At 64.4% G+C, this 16,739-nt stretch carries 15 protein-coding genes and 1 pseudogene; 8 read left to right on the top strand and 8 right to left on the bottom strand.

The genetic code is table 11. The features are described 5' to 3' along the window. Window positions 1–155 precede the first annotated feature (155 nt). Window positions 156–1,802, bottom strand: coding sequence for a long-chain fatty acid--CoA ligase (locus tag FND50_RS33345; protein ID WP_144288590.1), 1,647 nt, complete (start codon window positions 1,800–1,802; stop codon window positions 156–158). A 260-nt stretch (window positions 1,803–2,062) separates the two neighbouring features. On the opposite strand from FND50_RS33345, the gene FND50_RS33340 reads away from it, so the two are divergent. The 8 genes and pseudogenes from FND50_RS33340 to FND50_RS33305 all read left to right on the top strand — a co-directional run. Then, window positions 2,063–2,962 (top strand): SMP-30/gluconolactonase/LRE family protein, encoded by a 900-nt coding sequence (locus tag FND50_RS33340; protein ID WP_005256223.1) that lies wholly within the window; start codon window positions 2,063–2,065, stop codon window positions 2,960–2,962. An 82-nt stretch (window positions 2,963–3,044) separates the two neighbouring features. Beyond that, a complete protein-coding gene (locus FND50_RS33335; protein WP_144288589.1) occupies window positions 3,045–4,031 on the top strand; it encodes a nitronate monooxygenase family protein in 987 nt (328 codons plus the stop codon). After that, entirely contained in the window at window positions 4,028–4,927 is a 900-nt protein-coding gene (locus FND50_RS33330) for a crotonase/enoyl-CoA hydratase family protein (protein WP_144288588.1), read from the top strand. The genes FND50_RS33335 and FND50_RS33330 overlap by 4 nt, the downstream gene beginning before the upstream one ends. A 588-nt stretch (window positions 4,928–5,515) precedes the next feature. Then, window positions 5,516–6,412, top strand: coding sequence for a transposase (locus FND50_RS36545; protein WP_222105598.1), 897 nt, complete (start codon window positions 5,516–5,518; stop codon window positions 6,410–6,412). Continuing rightward, a complete protein-coding gene (locus FND50_RS37970; RefSeq protein ID WP_222105597.1) occupies window positions 6,324–6,656 on the top strand; it encodes a transposase in 333 nt (110 codons plus the stop codon). The genes FND50_RS36545 and FND50_RS37970 overlap by 89 nt, the downstream gene beginning before the upstream one ends. A gap of 620 nt (window positions 6,657–7,276) precedes the next feature. Continuing rightward, window positions 7,277–8,914, top strand: a complete 1,638-nt coding sequence (locus FND50_RS33315; protein WP_144288587.1) for an NAD(P)/FAD-dependent oxidoreductase — start codon at window positions 7,277–7,279, stop codon at window positions 8,912–8,914. A 311-nt stretch (window positions 8,915–9,225) separates the two neighbouring features. Then, window positions 9,226–9,591, top strand: a complete 366-nt coding sequence (locus FND50_RS33310) for a hypothetical protein (RefSeq protein WP_260850801.1) — start codon at window positions 9,226–9,228, stop codon at window positions 9,589–9,591. Continuing rightward, window positions 9,549–9,665, top strand: a pseudogene (locus FND50_RS33305) (transposase); the annotation flags it as partial. The gene FND50_RS33310 and the pseudogene FND50_RS33305, both read left to right, overlap by 43 nt. A 314-nt stretch (window positions 9,666–9,979) precedes the next feature. Here FND50_RS33305 and FND50_RS33300 read toward each other — a convergent pair. Genes FND50_RS33300 through FND50_RS33270 form a run of 7 tightly spaced genes read right to left on the bottom strand, consistent with a single transcriptional unit; the run spans window position 9,980 to window position 16,736 of the window. Continuing rightward, window positions 9,980–10,420 carry a DUF1931 family protein gene (locus tag FND50_RS33300; protein ID WP_005259205.1) on the bottom strand — a complete coding sequence of 147 codons (441 nt, stop codon included), beginning with the start codon at window positions 10,418–10,420 and terminating at the stop codon, window positions 9,980–9,982. Window positions 10,421–10,433: 13 nt separating this feature from the next. Beyond that, window positions 10,434–12,161 (bottom strand): FAD-dependent oxidoreductase, encoded by a 1,728-nt coding sequence (locus FND50_RS33295; RefSeq protein ID WP_144288586.1) that lies wholly within the window; start codon window positions 12,159–12,161, stop codon window positions 10,434–10,436. After that, window positions 12,139–12,405: a ubiquitin carboxyl-terminal hydrolase 14 gene (locus FND50_RS33290; RefSeq protein WP_081315448.1), complete on the bottom strand. Its 267-nt coding sequence runs from the start codon at window positions 12,403–12,405 to the stop codon at window positions 12,139–12,141. The genes FND50_RS33295 and FND50_RS33290 overlap by 23 nt, the downstream gene beginning before the upstream one ends. Beyond that, window positions 12,402–12,854: a thioredoxin gene (gene trxA / locus FND50_RS33285; RefSeq protein WP_065492492.1), complete on the bottom strand. Its 453-nt coding sequence runs from the start codon at window positions 12,852–12,854 to the stop codon at window positions 12,402–12,404. The genes FND50_RS33290 and trxA overlap by 4 nt, the downstream gene beginning before the upstream one ends. Window positions 12,855–12,868: 14 nt before the next feature. Next, the gene (gene clpB, locus FND50_RS33280; RefSeq protein WP_144288585.1) at window positions 12,869–15,502 is read right to left on the bottom strand and encodes an ATP-dependent chaperone ClpB; all 2,634 of its coding nucleotides are present in this window, start codon (window positions 15,500–15,502) and stop codon (window positions 12,869–12,871) included. Next, window positions 15,484–15,813 (bottom strand): chaperone modulator CbpM, encoded by a 330-nt coding sequence (locus FND50_RS33275; protein ID WP_144288584.1) that lies wholly within the window; start codon window positions 15,811–15,813, stop codon window positions 15,484–15,486. Before FND50_RS33275 ends, clpB begins: the two co-directional genes overlap by 19 nt. Beyond that, the gene (locus tag FND50_RS33270; protein WP_144288583.1) at window positions 15,810–16,736 is read right to left on the bottom strand and encodes a DnaJ C-terminal domain-containing protein; all 927 of its coding nucleotides are present in this window, start codon (window positions 16,734–16,736) and stop codon (window positions 15,810–15,812) included. The genes FND50_RS33275 and FND50_RS33270 overlap by 4 nt, the downstream gene beginning before the upstream one ends. Window positions 16,737–16,739 lie beyond the last annotated feature (3 nt).

Here is a 16,739-nt window from a genome sequence, read left to right as displayed (position 1 = left end):
TGGCGCTGATGTCCAGAATCGTTCACGTTCGTTCAATGGCTCGCGGCCCGCCTTGTCGATACTCATAGCCACCTTACATAACTGGTCAGGGGATTTTCGAGCTGACCCTCCATTCAATGTAACCTGGCTCACATCTTCGGATGTGTCCCGTTTTGCTACAGTCCGCTCGTTGTACCGGACCTGGTGGGGATGACTGCAACGTTGTGGTCGCGACCATCGGAGACTGTGCTCGCCTGGTCTGTCGATGTGGGCTGACCTGTGTTTTCCCGATGCTGTCGTCTGATGTCGGCTTTGTCGATCTTGCCCATTGCAGTCTTGGGGATCTCATCGACTCTCACGAAACGATCGGGCAGCCAGAATCGGGGGAGGGTTATCGCCAGGAACGTCCGGAGCTCCTCGTCGGTCACGTCGGCGTCCAGCCGGAGCCACGCGAGGGGGCGTTCCTGCCATGTGTCGTCCGGTACGGCGATGACGGCGGCCTCCGAGACAGCAGGATGAAGCATGAGCGCATTCTCGAGGTCTACCGAGGAGATCCACTCCCCACCGCTCTTGACGAGGTCCTTTTCGCGGTCTTTGATCTGCAGGCCGGCATCTGGGTGAACGGTCGCCACATCGCCGGTGCGGAGCCAGCCGTCTCGAAAGCTGTCCGGCGTTCGTGGATCGTCCAGGTATTCCCGGGCGACCCACGGCGAACGTACTTCCAGTTCGCCGACGGTCTGACCATCCCAGTCTTGCGGTGAGCCGGATTCGTCCACGACGCGGAGCTCGAACAACGGCAGTGGCCTGCCCTGCATCGAGCCGCCGGGGGAGAACGTGCCCATCGGAGATGTCTCGGTCATTCCCCATCCATTTACGACGCGGGCGCCTTGCTCAGCCCACCACCGCGCCAGCGCGACCGGCGGCACCTGCCCTCCGAGCCACATCGTCTTCAGCTCCGAGAGGTCGTAGCCACAGTTACGGCGTAGGTGCTCGTCGCGCATGAGGGCGGCGACCGTCGGCGAGCCGACGAAGGTGTCGGGCCGTTCGCCATGGATCAAGTCCAGGAACCGCTCGGGTGTGGGGTGCGGTCCGGGCAGCACCAGACGTGCGCCCTGGAGCGCCGCCGCGTAGGGGACCCCCCAGCCGTTGACGTGCGACATCTGGGTGGCGAGCAGGTAGGCCCGCTCTGCGTCGATCTCGACTCCGCCCTTGGTGCTGATCGCCATGGCGTGGAGCACGATGCTCCGGTGGCTGTAGACGACGCCCTTGGGCAACCCGGTCGTGCCCGAGGTGAAGCAGATCGACGCCGCAGTGTTTTCGTCGACCTCCTGGAAGGACCCGTGGGTGGATGCACGTGAAACGAACTGATCATAGGGAATGACCTGGTCGAAGCCATCGATCGCACCGGGTTCGCCCACAACGACGAGGTGACGAACCGTGGGAATCCGACCACGCATCGCCTCCACCGACGGGAGGAGATCCTCGTCGACGATCAGAACCTCATCTGAAACATGGTTGATCGTATAGGCCATGTGTTCGACCGGCATGCGGTGATTTACCGTGTGCAGGACGGCCCCGAGCGCTGGGACCGCGAAGTATGCCGCCAGGTGCTGACGAGTATTCCACGCCATGGTTGCGACTCGGGACCCGCGTTTCACGCCGATCGATGCGAGCGCACCGGCCAGATCCCTCACGTCGGAGACCAGGTCCCGGTACGTGAAGCTGCGAACCCCGTCCGAAGTCCAGGCCGTGTTGATCCGAGCGCCATTCACGTTCTCGGCGCGCCACAGCAGCCTCGCCACCGACAATTGACTACTCATCATGAGCCCATCCACCGGTCCTACCGCCTTTCATCAGATCGCTCCGAGTCGGGTCCTCGATGGATGCCAACTCTGCGACCACGTAATAGGCCGATCCTGTACCCCCCGTCAGGCACAAGGTGTCCTATAACGAGTCACCCCTTGCCCCAACGTGGTGTTGCATTTTCGGACATCCGTTTGATCACTCAGCCGACAACAGTGGTGGAAACCGCGGGTTTGAAATGCCGAGCCCGAAACGACTCCAAATCTAAAGGGGCACAACCATGACCGAATACACGCTGCGAACCATTGTCGACGGCTACTCGTACCTCGAGGGCCCCCGCTGGCATGACGGACGTCTCTGGTTTGCGGACTTCTACACCCACACCGTGAATGCCGTGAACGCCGACGGCAGCATCGAACTGGTCGCGACGGTCCCGCACCAACCCTCTGGGCTCGGTTGGCTGCCGGACGGGCGGCTGCTGATCGTGTCGATGAAGGACCGCAAGGTGCTGCGTCAAGAGTCGGACGGCACACTCGTCGAGCATGCCGACATCCGCGACCTATGCGGTGGCCACGCCAACGACATGGTCGTGGACGCCCAGGGTAGGGCCTACGTGGGCAACTTCGGATTCGACCTCATGGGTGGGGCGCCACACGAGCACACAACTGTCGTCCTCGTCGACACCGACGGAAGCGCCTCGATCGTCGCCGACGGACTGTCATTCCCCAACGGCATGGTCATCACTCCTGATGGTTCAACCCTGCTGGTCAACGAATTGTTCGGCAATCGGATCTCGGCATTCGACATCCACCCGGACGGCACGCTCGGCGAGCGAATCGAATGGGCCGGCTACGGAGATCTCGGTGCCGAGCCCGACGTCGGCACACGACTCGAGGCCGCCACGATCGTGCCCGACGGTCTGACCCTGGACGCCGAAGGCGCCGTGTGGATTGCCGATGCCGGGAACAACCGAGCGGTGCGGATCGCCAAGGGCGGCGAAATTCTCGACGAGGTCAGCACCGCACCCGACGGGGTGTTCGCCGTCGCGCTCGGCGGCGACGACGGGCGCACCCTGTTCTTGTGCGTCGCACCGAATTTCGACGAGACCGAACGCACCGCAACCCGGCTGGGGCGCATGCTCGCCACCGAAGTGGACGTACCACACGCCGGCCGCCCCTGACCCTCCGGATCCCGCGGCGGAACCGTCTCCCACAGCGGGTCCGGCGTTGATCTCACATTTCAACTGACCAAGGAGCCCCGGGGTGTTCACTACCTCCTTCACACGGATCTTCGACGTGGAGCATCCCGTCGTCTGTGGCGGCATGACTGCGGTCGGCACTGCCGACCTCATCGCCGCCGTCGCAAACGCGGGTGCTCTCGGATTCCTTTCCGCTCTCTCCCAGCCGACACCCGAAGCCTTGGCCGAGGAGATCGCAAGATGTCGGTCCATGACGGACCGACCCTTCGGTGTCAACCTGACGATCCTGCCAACCCTCAAACCTGTTCCCTACGAGGACTATCGCGCTGCCATCATCGACTCCGGCGTGGGCGTCGTCGAAACGGCGGGTAGCAACCCCGCCCCCCATCTGCACGCGTTCGCCGCCGCCGGCATCAAGGTAATCCACAAGGCCGTCTCCGTGCGCCACGCGCTGAAGGCGGAGAAGCTTGGAGTCGACGCGGTCAGCATCGACGGGTTCGAATGTGCAGGCCATCCCGGAAACGACGACGTTCCCGGTCTCGTCCTGATCCCTGCCGCCACTCGCAAATTGTCGATCCCCGTCATCGCCAGCGGTGGATTCGCCGACGGTGCCGGCCTGGCGGCGGCTCTGGCATTGGGGGCCAGCGCAATCAACATGGGAACCAGATTCGTCGCCAGCACGGAGGCGACAGTCCATGAGAACGTCAAACGCCAGATCACCGTCAACGACGAACGATCCACGCAACTGGTGTTCCGAGAGTTCAACAACACCGCCCGCGTCGCCCGCAACTCCATCTCGGAGAGAATTTCCGAGATCTCCGCGCTTCCGAACGCAACATTCGACGACGTCGCCGATCTGGCCTCCGGGGTGCGCGGTCGCCAGAAGGTTCTGGCCGGCGGCGACGTGGATGCCGGCCTGTGGTGGGCCGGGCAATCACAGGGACTGATCGACGAGATCCTCACCTGCGAGGAGATCGTGACCAGCACGGTCAACCAAGCCCATGATCTGATCGTGAACAGACTTCCCCAACTTACGGGTGCCATCCGATGATCCGCACCGTGGATGCCGAGTACGAGACGATCGCCCTCGAGCTGCGCGACGGCGTGCTCATCGTGACGCTGAATCGACCGGAGTCGCTCAACGCCTTCACCATCACCATGGCTGATGAGCTCGAGCACCTCTTCCGGGCCGTCAATGACGACGACGATGTCAACGCCGTGGTGGTGACCGGCTCGGGCCGTGCCTTTTGCGCCGGTATGGATCTCACGACCGACGGCAACGTGTTCGGCCTCGACGAGACATTGGAGCCGACCCTCCACGATATGGGGGACTTGCAGGACCCGGTCATTGCCCGCGGCGTCCGCGACACCGGCGGTCGGGTCACACTTGCGGTGTTCGATTGCCTCAAACCCGTGATCGCCGCCGTCAACGGTCCCGCCGTGGGCATCGGAGCCACCCTGACCTTGTCCACGGACGCCCGACTCGCCTCCACCGCAGCACGATTCGGGTTTGTCTTCGGTCGCCTCGGGATCACACCCGAAGCAGCCTCGACCTGGTTCCTGACGAGGATCGTCGGACTCGACACCGCGCTCGACCTCGTGTACTCCGCCGACATCCTCGACGCGGCCGACGCGGCCGACATCGGCCTGGTTCGCTCGGTCCACTCGCCGGACGAACTTCTCGATGCGGCGCTTGCACTGGCACATCGCTTCACTCGCGGTCGGTCGCGTGTCGCGACCGCCCTGACCCGGCAGATGATGTACCGCAACGCGCTTCTCGATCATCCCGCCGAGGCGCACCGCATCGACTCACTCGCCATGTTCTACACCAGTATCGGAGATGGAAGAGAAGGTGTCCAAGCATTCCGAGAGAAGAGGAAGCCCCAGTTCAAGGGACGCGTATCCACCGACCTTCCTGACTTCTACACCGACTGGATAGAGCAGTAGCGCCGCTGAGACAAAGGCTGTGATGTCGCTCGTGGAATACGGGTAGAACCATTCATCGTCACTGCCTACCGGCCAACGAAATCCCAGCAATGTCGGCGAGCCCACGGGTGGCCGATCAGCTGCGATCGGGGTAGTTCCACAGTGCCGATGGCCGCGCAAACCCGGTGTGTCTCTCTTCCTTTCGTCCGCCTGGTGCGGGTGCCCGATCGCCGCAGGGGTGAGGACTTCGTCGCGGCCTTGGCCACCGCGGTCGGCGACCTGCCGCCGATCGCGCGGCGCACCTTGACCTGGGACCAGGGCGAGCGAGACGGCTCGCCACTGATCTACTTGCCCACCTCATTGACGAAGGCATCTATGTCGCCGACCCGGAAGTCCGTCGCAACGCGGTACCAACGAGAGCGTCTGTGAGTGTCGGAGGTGGCCCGGTAGGGCTGATCGGTCAGGCTGGTGTCGGTGATTCGGGGTGACTCTCGCGAATACTGGCCGCCTTCGGATGTGCCTTACATTTGACGTGTCCCTTCGGGTGCCGGCACCGGCCTGGCCCACTTGTCTTGGCCTGATCAGGAGCTTGTCCGTTTCCAAGGAAGCGTGACCCTTCACAGTGCTGCCGTGACAGGTGACCTCTCCCAGACCGGTGCCGTCCGCGTTCGCCCTCGATGGAAGGACAACCGCAGTGACCATGCTGGCAGTGAGTACGAATTCGTCATCGGTGGAGACCCCGACCGCGACACCGTCGACCTGGCCATAGTCGATACCGCCACAGGCGGTGTCCGCGCGCACCTCGTGTCTTCGGCCGACGGAATGGGATACGCGCACATGCTCGGGTGGGTTCGCCAACACGCGCCGGGGCGACGGGTCTGGGCGCTCGAAGGGACCGGAAGCTTCGCTTCCGGGCTGGCCGATGCACTGGCCCGGGCGGGGGAGGATGTCGTCGAAGTCGTTGGCCTCAAACGTATTCGGGGCCCGAATAATGATCGTCTCGATGCGGTCCGGGCCGCACGCACAGTGCTCGGCCGGGAGCACCAGGCCAGCCCGCGAGCCCGCGGACTTCGAGAGGCAATCCGTGCCCTGACCGCCACCAGGGAAGCAGTTCTCGTCAGTCGCACCAAGGCAATCAACGAACTCGAGAGCCTGATCGTGGTCGCACCCGAACATCTGCGCGCCACGACGCGGGGACTTTCGCTGACCAACCAACTCGCCCGCATCGAGGCAGTGGGCACAGCGGAGTCGGCCACCATCGAGCACCGCATCACCGTGCTGACTCTGCAGTCGATCACCACCCGTATCCGTTTTCTCACCAGGCAACTCGCCGAACTCGATCCCGAACTGTTTCGACTACTCCGACAGCATCCCGCCGGACCGGCACTCCTCGCCCAACCCGGCGTGGGTCCGGTCGTTGCCGCCCAACTGGTCCCACCCCGGAGGGGTTCGCAACGAAGCCGCATTCGCCTCCCTCGCCGGCGTCGCCCCACTGGAAGCGAGTAGCGGACAACGCACCAGACACCGCCTCAACCGCGGCGGCGATCGTGCCCTGAACCGGGCGCTGCACACCGTGGCGATCACCAGGATGCGGTGTCACCCCGAGACCCGCGCCTACGAGATCGAGCGCACGGCCGAAGGCAAGACGCACCGCGATATTCGCCGCTGTCTCAAACGCGCCCTCGCCAGGAGGCTCTACCGGGTAATGGAAGCTGCGACCCGCACCAACACCCTCCCTGCTACTGCTTGACAAACATAGGAGCGTCGAACGGCTTGGTTCGCCAGTACTTTCCCAAGAGTACCGACTTGCGCACCTACGCCATCGACGACCTGCGACGGGTCTAAGACCTTCTCAACAATCGGCCGCGCAATAGCTTGCACTGGGCCACACCGGCAACGGCTTTCGCCGCTCGACTGCCACAATGATTGCGCAAGCGTTGCAACGGCCACTCGAATCCGCCCGGTCGTCTTCAGTGACCAGATTTGATCCACCCGATGTCTCGGTCATGTCGATCGCAGCGAGCATCTCGCCACTGCATAACCTGGCGGGAGCCAGTGCTGTTCTGCTCCTCGCTGGTGAGGTGGACAAGGTACGGTGCCACGTCCGGATTCGCTACAGGCACTGTTCCGGTCGAAGATGTTGCCCTAGTTGCATGGTGGATGCCGTCCGATGAATTGGCCGTTCGCCACGCGAGGCGTGCGTGCTCGTGTGCCTGGCGCCGTCCGGGTGTCTGGTGGATCGATATCGGACAGTCTCAGGTTCTCGAACGGCCCTAGCGTATGTGATGTCGGTCATACAGACGGGCCGGACTGGCACACATCGATCTGCTCCTCGGCGCGGGTCCCAGGCATTTCACTCAAGGAGGCAGCATGGCCACGATATCGATCGATTCAAGGGAACTCGACGAGACGAGCGGCGTCTTGGACGTTCTCGTCGTCGGAGGCGGCTTCGCGGGTCTGTATCAACTCGATCAACTTCGTTCACGCGGATTTTCGGTGAAGGTTGTCGAAGCCGGTGACTCGCTGGGGGGAATCTGGTACTGGAATTGTTACCCGGGTGCTCGAACCGACAGCACCGGGCAGATCTATCAGTACTCACGCGAGGACCTGTGGAAGGACTGGAGTTACGATGAGCTCTATCCGTCGTGGTCCGGTGTGCGCGACTATTTTGCATACGTCGACCGCAAGCTCGATCTGTCTCGAGACATCATCTTCAGTACGCGGGTGACGTCTGCGGACTTCGACGGCGAGCGGAACCAATGGACAGTGCGTACCTCCACGGGCCGGATGCTGCGTGCCAGGTCTGTGGTGATCTGCACTGGATTCGGTGCCAAGCCGTACATTCCCAGCATCAACGGGCTCAACAGCTTTGCAGGTGATTCTCACCACACCGCATTGTGGCCCCAAGAAGGTCTCGACATGGCCGGCAAACGTGTGGGGATCATCGGCACCGGGTCGAGTGGTGTTCAGGTCACCCAGGAGGCCGCCGCAGACGCCGAACAGATCACAATCTTCCAGCGGACGCCGAACCTTGCGCTGCCGATGCGGCAGCAACAGTTGACAGGCGAGCTCAAGGAGAAGCTGAAGGAGAACCTTCCCGAGCGATTCGCCCAGCGCCGGAGGTCGTTTGCCGGATTCGACATGGACTTCATCCCGAAGAGCGTGTTCGAAGTCTCGGACGAGGAGCGGTCTGGCACTTACGAACAGATGTGGGCCACAGGCGGTTTCGAGCTGTGGCTCGCCAACTATCAAGACATCTTGCTCGATGAACGCGCGAACCGGACCATGTACGACTTCTGGCGCAACAAGGTCCATCAGCGCGTCACCGATCCGGTCAAGGCTGAGAAGCTTGCCCCGATGGATCCGCCCCATCCGTTCGGGACGAAGCGACCCTCGCTGGAGCAGAACTTCTATGATGTGGTGAACCAGGAGAACGTCGACATCGTCGACGTCAACGAGGATCCGATCGAGCGGATCACCTCGGCGGGTGTCCAGACCAAGTCCGGTCTGCGCGAGTTCGATATCCTGGTCTTTGCCACAGGTTTCGACGCGAACCGCGGTGGCATCACGTCGATCGATATCCGAGGCACCAATGGTCAACTGTTGAGCCACAAGTGGTCCGAGCGGCTCGATACCTTCATGGGACTCACCACTGCGGGATTCCCCAACCTGATGTTCGTGTACGGCCCACAGAGCCCAGCCGGATTCTGCAACGGGCCCACTTGCGCGGAGGTACAGGGAGAGATCGTTGTCGACTTCCTGACCCACGTTCGCGACGGCGGATACCAGCGGTTCGAGACCAGCGAGGACGCAGAGCAATCATGGACGGCGCACGTGGAGGAAGTCTTCCACATGTCGCTCTTTCCTCGGGCCAAGTCTTGGTATCACGGGGCAAACATTCCCGGTAAACCGAGCCAGATGCTCAACTACTCTGGCGGCCTTCCTTCCTACTTCGAGCACTGGGAGGAAAACGTCGCGGCCGGGTACAAGGCATTCACACTGTCCTGACGACGTGCGCGAACGGCGGACAGGTCGACCAACAGCGGATCGCGCGGAAATCATCAGGCGCAGGGTTCGGCGGCCTTCACATCCTGCCAATGAGTTCCGATGATGGCGGTCGTCGCGGCATCCGACCTGCTCGCCCTCGACGCGCGCGAGCCGCCGGCCTGACGTCCGGCGGCCGCTCGTCGAAATAGACCCAAAGCGGCGCACCTGCTGCTAGAGCTTGTGTATGCCGAGCTCGAGGGCCACGGTTTCTCAGCGGAGAGCGCGATCTTCGGTATGGGGGCGGGTTGTTGCAGCACTGCAACCGGGACACGATGAACCTCGAGCAGAAGGCATCCGCGGTGTGTGTGAATGGTGAGTGGCGGGGCATCGCGAGGGCGCCGACCGGTGATGCGATGAAGGCGTCCAAGCGTGGCCGCCTCGGGTTGCATCAGTCGCGGGGTGAGTATCAGACGGTGCCGGGGGAGTCGATCTCGCCGGAGGCGAACATCCTGCAGAGCCGGGTAGTCGCCCCGTGGAGTGGCGGGGGTTTGGGGCTGAGCTGTGAACGCACCGAGGCCCGCACGACCGAACGCAAAGGGTCCCGGCCCCACCGAGGCCGGCGACGTCCCAATGCGGATCCCGAGATTGCGCAAACAGTGAGGACGAGATGTTCTGGCGAGGCTTCCTCGCTGCGCTGAAGAAACGCGACTTGTCCGGTGTCCGACTGGTCATCAGCGATCAGCACGCCGGTCTGGTCGCCGCCCTGCGGCGCCCGCCACCGCCGCCTCCACGTGGGACGAGGTCCGATCTCCCTTCGGGCCGTTCCGGCACGGCAAGAATCCAGCACGGTTCACGGTGTTGTGACCACCACGCCCCCGAACGGACCCCTCCTCAACCATGACCGGAAGCGTCCAGAACGAGGAAAGGACAGACAGCGCGGTGGCCGCTGATGCTCAATCATCTATGGGCATCTGCACCGTACGATCACACGGTGTGGTGGTCGACGACCGGTAATACGTGACCTCGGACGAGTTCCTTTCGCGTCCCGGCGATCTACTGCTCCGACCCCGGACCGCCGGTCCGGGGTCAGAGCAGTAGGTGGAAGATGTCGAAGGCAACGTTCCATTCGGCGGTGCCGGGGTTCTTGCGGTCCGGCTCGACCGTGACGAAGGTATGCGCCAGCGCCACGCTCAAGCCTCCGGCGATCAGCGGCAGTCGCTGCTCGGTCTCCTCGGAGAGGGCCACGTCCAACGGCGGGCGGGCCGTCAGTTGGTCGAGCAGAGGTTGAAGTTCGATCTCCTCGTCCAGTTTTTCGAACCGGTGGATGCTCTCCTGCAGCCCCTTGGTGATCGGCAGGTCCCACGGTTCGATCACGTCCCGCAGGTTGGCCTTGGCCGAGGCCTTGCCGATGAGGATCATGTCGTAGATCTTGTCGTCGATGAAATCCGTATAGCGCTTGAGGTCGTTCCGGTCGACCTGCAGTCCAGCCGCTGCCCGGAAGAACCGCTGAAATTTCACGGTGCCCATCACTGGCATGTCGTCAGCTCCTCTCGAAGTATTCATGGATTTGGCGAACCGCCATCGCTCCTTCACCGACAGCGGATGCGACCCGTTTCACCGAGCCGCGGCGGACGTCGCCGGCCGCGAACAGGCCGGGCCGGCTGGTTTCGAGCGTCCTCGACAACCCGGCGCCGATCCGCAGGTCGCCGTCTCCTCGAGCGCGCGCCGCGTCCACGCCTGTGAGGACGAAGCCGTGGTCGTCGAGTGCGATCGCGTCGGCCAGCCACCCGGTGTGCGGCGTCGCCCCGATGAAGACGAACAGGGCGTGCACCCGGATCGTGTCCTGGTCGCCGGTGCGGTTGTCCTCGACCACGATTTCCTCGAGGTATTTCTCACCGTGAACCATACGAATCTCGGTGTTCCGGTGCACGGTGACGCGCGGGTGGTGCTCGATCTGGTCGACCAGGTATCGGGACATGCTCTTTCCGAGGTCGTCGCCGCGGATGAACAGGTGGACGTGGGAGACATGGTCGGCGAGGAAGACGGTGGCCTGGCCGGCGGAGTTTCCGCCGCCGACGATGGCCACCGGGTCGGTGCCGCACATCCGCGCTTCCTGATGTGTCGCGGCGTAGTACACGCTCGTTCCCTCCAGTGCCTCGATCCCCGGAACTGCCAACTTGCGGTATCGCGCCCCGGTGGCGAGCACGACGGCCCGGCCGTGGACCGCGCCGCCGTCCGCCAGCCGGAGGACATGGTTCCCGGCCTCGGATCCCAAACCGGTCACGTCGGCCGACACCAGGATGCGGGCGCCGAACTTGCCGGCCTGGATCACCGCGCGCTCTGCCAATTCGGCGCCGGAGATCCCTGCGGGGAAACCCAGGTAGTTCTCGATCCGGGAGGAGGTACTGGCTTGGCCGCCGGCGGCGATCGACTCCAGCGTCACCGTGTTCAACCCGTCCGAGGCGCCGTACACGGACGCGGCCAGACCGGCCGGCCCGGCACCCACGACGACGAGGTTGCACACGTCCTGGGCTGCGTCCGGGACCGAGTCCGGGACCGGAAGCCCGACGACGCGGGCGAGTTCGGCGTTCGTCGGATTGCGCAGCACTTTCTGGCCGTGCCAGATCACGACGGGAGTGTCCTCGGGGGCGATGTTCAGGCTGCGCAGCAGCTGCTCCGCCCGCTGGTCCTGCTCCAGATCGATCCACCTGTGGGGTAGTCGGTTTCGCATGGCGAATTCCCGAAGCCGCAACGTGTCCGGAGAATAGCAGGAGCCGATGATCCGGAACCCGGATCCGAGTCCGATCAGCAGGTGCCGGCGGACCAGGTAGGCGCGCAGGATCAGATCGCTGAGCACGAGATCGTGGGCCACCAGTTCGCGCACCCGCGCGGCGGGGACGACGAGCACCTCGCCGTCCTCGATGGTCTCGGCGGTGAAGAACGCCACCTGGCCTTCGAGCAGTCCGAGCTCGCCCAGGAATCGGCCGGGACCGTGCACGCGCAATATCCGGCGTTCGCCGTCCCCGTCGCCCTCGTCGATGACCGCGACCTTGCCGGAGAGGATGACGAAGAAGTCGTGGCTGGGCGCGCCCTCACGGATCAGAACCTCGCCGGCGTGAACCGATCGACGCGTGCCGCCGGTCTCGAGCGTTGCGACCTGGTCGTCCGTCAGCCGCGGGAATGCTCCGACCGCATCCGGAGTCTCGTCGTCGACCGGCGGAACGTCGCCGACGGGTGTGGCGTCCTCAGACGAAGTTCTGGTCGACATAACACCAGCGCCAATCTTCACCGGGCTCCATCGACTGTACGATCGGATGGCCGATGGCGTGAGCGTGCGCGCTCGCGTGCTTGCCCGGCGAAGAGTCGCAGCAACCGACGTGTCCGCACGTCAGGCACAGCCTCAGATGCACCCACGGGGTGCCGAGGCGAAGACATTCCTCGCAACCCTGCGGGGTCCGGGGCACCACGGCCCGGATCGCGGTCACGTGTGGGTCCGGATGGACAAAGGTCATGACTTCGCTTCCTTGCCTGCATCTTCCGAGAGTGCCTGATCGAGCCACGTGCGCAGCTGGGGTACCGGAGCTGCGCCCGCCTGCCGAGCGAGGACCTCACCCCGGTCCATCACCAGCAGAGTCGGCACGGCGCGGACGGTGAACCGTTCGGCCGTCTGGGGAGCAACATCTACGTCGACCTTGACCAGCTTGATCTGACCTGCGCGTTCTGTGGCGAGCTGCTCGAGCGCCGGGCTGACCATGCGGCACGGGCCGCACCACGTCGCCCAGAGATCGACGAGCACAGGCACCGAGGACTTCTCGGCGACCTCCGCGAAGTCGCCGTCCCCTGCCGAGGCGATCCACGGCAGCGGCTCGTGACAGTTCCCGCAGCGCGGTTTTCCTTCCCCGGCCGCCGGCACCTTGTTGATCTTGCCGCAGTTCGGACACTTCACCTTGTCGGATCCCATGACGACACCTCTCCTCAGGCCGCCGCGACGGCGGGTTCCGCATACGCGACGGCGAGCTCGCCGCCGTCCACCGTGACAGCGATGGTGCCACCCGGTTCGATTTCGCCTCGCAACAGCGCACGACCGATCTTGGTCTCCACCTCGTGGGCGATGTACCGCCGTAGCGGCCGCGCACCGTAGACCGGGTCGAAACCGTGTTCGGCGATGAGCCGGCGTGCTTCCGGCGTGATATCCAGGTGTATCTGTCGCTCCGACAACCTGTTCCGAAGATCGGTGAGCTGCAGCTCGACGATGTGCTCGATCTGGGGCAGCGTGAGCGGAGTGAACAACACGATGTCGTCGACCCGGTTGAGGAACTCGGGACGGAAGTGCCCGCGCAGTTCCGCCAGCACCCGCTCTCGGGCGTCCGGCTTGATCTCGCCGTCGGCTGTGACTCCGTCGAGGAGATGCTGGGATCCGATGTTGGAGGTCATGATGATCACCGTGTTCCGGAAATCGACTTGTCTCCCCTGAGAATCGGTGATCCGGCCGTCATCGAGCACCTGCAGCAGGGTATTGAAGACGTCGGCGTGGGCCTTCTCGATCTCGTCGAAGAGCACCACGGAGTACGGCTTGCGGCGTACGGCCTCGGTGAGCTGGCCGCCCTCGTCGTACCCGACGTACCCGGGGGGCGCACCGATGAGCCTGCTCACCGTGTGCCGCTCCTGGTATTCGCTCATGTCCAGGCGCACCATGTTGTCTTCGCTGTCGAAGAGGGCACTGGCCAGCGTCTTTGCGAGCTCGGTCTTTCCCACGCCCGTCGGGCCCAGGAAGATGAACGAACCGATCGGCCGGCGCGGATCACGGATACCGGACCTCGCCCGGATCACCGCGTCTGCGACCAGTTGCACCGCCTCGTCCTGACCGACGACCCTCTCGTGCAGAATCTCGTCGAGCTTCAACAGCTTCTCCCGTTCACCTTCCTGCAGCCGGGCGACCGGGATACCCGTCCATGCGGCCACGATCTCTGCGATCTCGTCTTCGGTGACCACTTCACGCAGCAACGGATTCTGTCCCTGCCTGGTGGCCAGTTGCTCCTCCGCGGCCTCGAGCCTGCGTTCCAACTCGGTGATCTCGCCGTATCGCAACTCGGCGGCCCGATTGAGGTCGTAGTTGCGCTCCGCCTCCTCGGCCTCGTGGCGCAATCGTTCCAGCTCTCCCCGCAGCTCCTGCACCCGCCGGATCGCCTGCCGCTCCGCCTCCCACTGAGCGTGCCGGGCGTCGGCCTCGGCCCGTAGATCGGCCAGTTCCTTACGCAGCTCTTCGAGGCGCGTCTTGCTGGCCGCGTCCGTTTCCTTGGACAGCGCGGCCTCTTCGATCTCCAGCCGGGTCACCTTCCGGGTGAGCTCGTCGAGTTCGGCGGGCATCGAATCGATTTCGGTGCGTAGCCGGGCACACGCCTCGTCCACCAGATCGATCGCCTTGTCCGGAAGGAAGCGGTCGGTGATGTACCGGTGCGAGAGGGTCACGGCGGCCACCAGTGCGCCGTCCTGAATCTTCACGCCGTGAAACACCTCGAGGCGTTCTCGAAGTCCGCGCAGAATCGAGATCGCATCCTCGGCGCTGGGCTCGTCGACGAGAACGGTCTGGAAGCGTCGCTCCAGTGCCGCATCGGATTCGATGTGCTTGCGATACTCGTCGAGGGTGGTGGCACCGATCATGTGCAGTTCGCCGCGGGCGAGCATCGGCTTGAGCATGTTGCCCGCGTCGAGAGATCCCTCGCCGCCGACTGATCCCGCACCGACCACTGTGTGTAACTCGTCGACGAACAACAGGATGTGCCCCTCGGCCGCCTTTACCTCGGACAGCACCGCCTGCAGTCGCTCCTCGAACTCGCCGCGGTACTTCGCGCCGGCCACCAGGGAACCCATGTCGAGCGAGAAGATCGTCTTGTCGCGCAGGCCCTCGGGCACGTCGCCGCGGACGATCCGCTGGGCGAGGCCCTCGACGATCGCGGTCTTACCGACGCCGGGGTCGCCGATCAGCACCGGATTGTTCTTCGTCTTCCGGCTCAGGATCTGCGTTACCCTGCGGATCTCGGCATCTCGGCCGATGACCGGATCGAGTTTGCCTGCCCGCCCCTCGGAGACGAGGTCGCGTCCGTACTTCTCCAGAGCCTCGTACGCCCCCTCCGGGGTCGCCGAGGTGACGCGTTGATTGCCGCGCACTTTCGTCAGCGCCGTGAGGAAGGCCTCTCGTGTGACCCCATGACTGGCGAGGACCCGCCCTGCCGCACTGGCCGACCCCTCCTCGGAGAGGGCCATCACGAGATGCTCCACCGATACGTAGGAATCCTTGAGTCGCTTCGCCTCCCGCTCCGCGGCGTCGAGCAGCTTGGCCAAACGCTGGGTGATCATCACCTGACCGGGCGTCGCGCCGGGGCCGCTGACTTTCGGCCTGCGCGACAGTTCACGTTCCAGGTCGGATCGCAGGGCATCGACGTTCGCGCCGGCCTGCTCGAGCAGTCGGGGGACCAACCCTTCCTGCTGATCGACCAACGCGAGCAACAGGTGCTCTCCGTCGACCTCGGTGTGACCCATTCTGGTCGCTACGTTCTGGGCTTCCTGCAGGGCTTCTCGTGACTTTTCAGTCAGGCTGCCGGTGTCCATGGGGGTGTCCTCCTTCTGCGGGAAGCTGCTTCGAGTTTCTCGATTCGATCCAGCAGATCGAGCACGAGCCCGATTGCCGAGTAGTTCAGGCCCAGACCGGTCCGCAGCCGTTGGATGCGGGCGGCGTGGGCCACTTCGGACGGTTCGAACGACATCTCGCCGCCGGCGGCGCGGTGGGCGTCGAGCAGGCCGAGAGCCACAAGCTTTCGTGCCAGGTCGGGGTGCAGCCCGGTACGTTTGGCGAAGGCATCTGGCGACAATCCGGCACGGCGAACCAATACGTACTGGGTGACCGGGGTCGGGGTGCTCATGTCTCTTTCCTCGGATCGAAGTTCGATTCGGTGGCCAACTGCTCGAACAGCTCGCGCTCGCGTGCTGTCGGTTTCGGCGGCACCATCACCTTGATTTCGGCGTAGAGGTTGCCGTTGGCGCCCCGCGGATTGGGCATTCCCTCTCCGCGCAGGCGCAGCTTCCGTCCCGTCGACGAGCCCGGCACCACTTTGACTTTCGCCTCGCCACCCGGGGTGGGAACGACGACGGTCGACCCGAGAACCGCCTCCCATGGCGATACGGGCAGGTCGACGTAGATGTCCCGGCCCTGGACGCGGAACCGGGAATGCGGCTTGATCCGCACCACGAGGTACAGATCCCCGGGCGGCGCGTCACCGTTGCTCCGGCCGCCTTGCCCGGCCAGCCGGATTCGCTGGCCGTCCAGGACACCGGCCGGAATGTCGACGTCGTACTGCCGTCCGTCCAGTCTGAGAGTGCGTTTGCCGCCCCGATACGCCTCTTCCAGGGTCAGTTCCAGTTCCGCTTCCTGATCGGCGCCGGGAATCGGCCCGTACCCGCCACCGCCGCCGAACATCTGCCCGAAGAGGTCCTCGAAGTCGACGCCGCCCTCGCCACCGACACCGTGACCGAAGTGCACCCTTCTGCCCCCGCCCCCACCGCCGCCGAACCCGCCGCCGTACCCACCGGCGCTTGCCCGGACCCGTTCGTCGTAGTCCTCGGGCACACGCCGGAAGTCGTCACCGAATCGGTCGTAGCGTTTCCGGGTGTCCGGGTCGGACAACACCTGGTAGGCCTCGTTGGCCTCCTTGAACTTGTCCTCCGCAGTGGGGTCCTTGTTCACGTCGGGGTGGTACTTGCGGGCCAGCTTGCGGTAGGCCTGCTGGATTTCGTCGGTGCCGGCGCCCCGCGGGACCCCGAGCACTTCGTAGTAGTCACGCGCCATCGG

The organism is Rhodococcus sp. WB9, from assembly GCF_007558985.1.
GTDB lineage: Bacteria > Actinomycetota > Actinomycetes > Mycobacteriales > Mycobacteriaceae > Rhodococcus_F > Rhodococcus_F opacus.
This window is presented reverse-complemented; position numbering and strand designations above follow the sequence as displayed.

Bases quoted from the DNA above. Each gene is read 5' to 3' on its own strand.
- FND50_RS33345 (WP_144288590.1), bottom strand. From the start codon at position 1,802: ATGATGAGTAGTCAATTGTCGGTGGCGAGGCTGCTGTGGCGCGCCGAG.
- FND50_RS33340 (WP_005256223.1), top strand. From the start codon at position 2,063: ATGACCGAATACACGCTGCGAACCATTGTCGACGGCTACTCGTACCTC.
- FND50_RS33330 (WP_144288588.1), top strand. From the start codon at position 4,028: ATGATCCGCACCGTGGATGCCGAGTACGAGACGATCGCCCTCGAGCTG.
- FND50_RS33315 (WP_144288587.1), top strand. From the start codon at position 7,277: ATGGCCACGATATCGATCGATTCAAGGGAACTCGACGAGACGAGCGGC.
- FND50_RS33310 (WP_260850801.1), top strand. From the start codon at position 9,226: ATGAACCTCGAGCAGAAGGCATCCGCGGTGTGTGTGAATGGTGAGTGG.
- FND50_RS33300 (WP_005259205.1), bottom strand. From the start codon at position 10,420: ATGGGCACCGTGAAATTTCAGCGGTTCTTCCGGGCAGCGGCTGGACTG.
- FND50_RS33295 (WP_144288586.1), bottom strand. From the start codon at position 12,161: ATGTCGACCAGAACTTCGTCTGAGGACGCCACACCCGTCGGCGACGTT.
- FND50_RS33290 (WP_081315448.1), bottom strand. From the start codon at position 12,405: ATGACCTTTGTCCATCCGGACCCACACGTGACCGCGATCCGGGCCGTG.
- trxA (WP_065492492.1), bottom strand. From the start codon at position 12,854: ATGGGATCCGACAAGGTGAAGTGTCCGAACTGCGGCAAGATCAACAAG.
- clpB (WP_144288585.1), bottom strand. From the start codon at position 15,502: ATGGACACCGGCAGCCTGACTGAAAAGTCACGAGAAGCCCTGCAGGAA.
- FND50_RS33275 (WP_144288584.1), bottom strand. From the start codon at position 15,813: ATGAGCACCCCGACCCCGGTCACCCAGTACGTATTGGTTCGCCGTGCC.
- FND50_RS33270 (WP_144288583.1), bottom strand. From the start codon at position 16,736: ATGGCGCGTGACTACTACGAAGTGCTCGGGGTCCCGCGGGGCGCCGGC.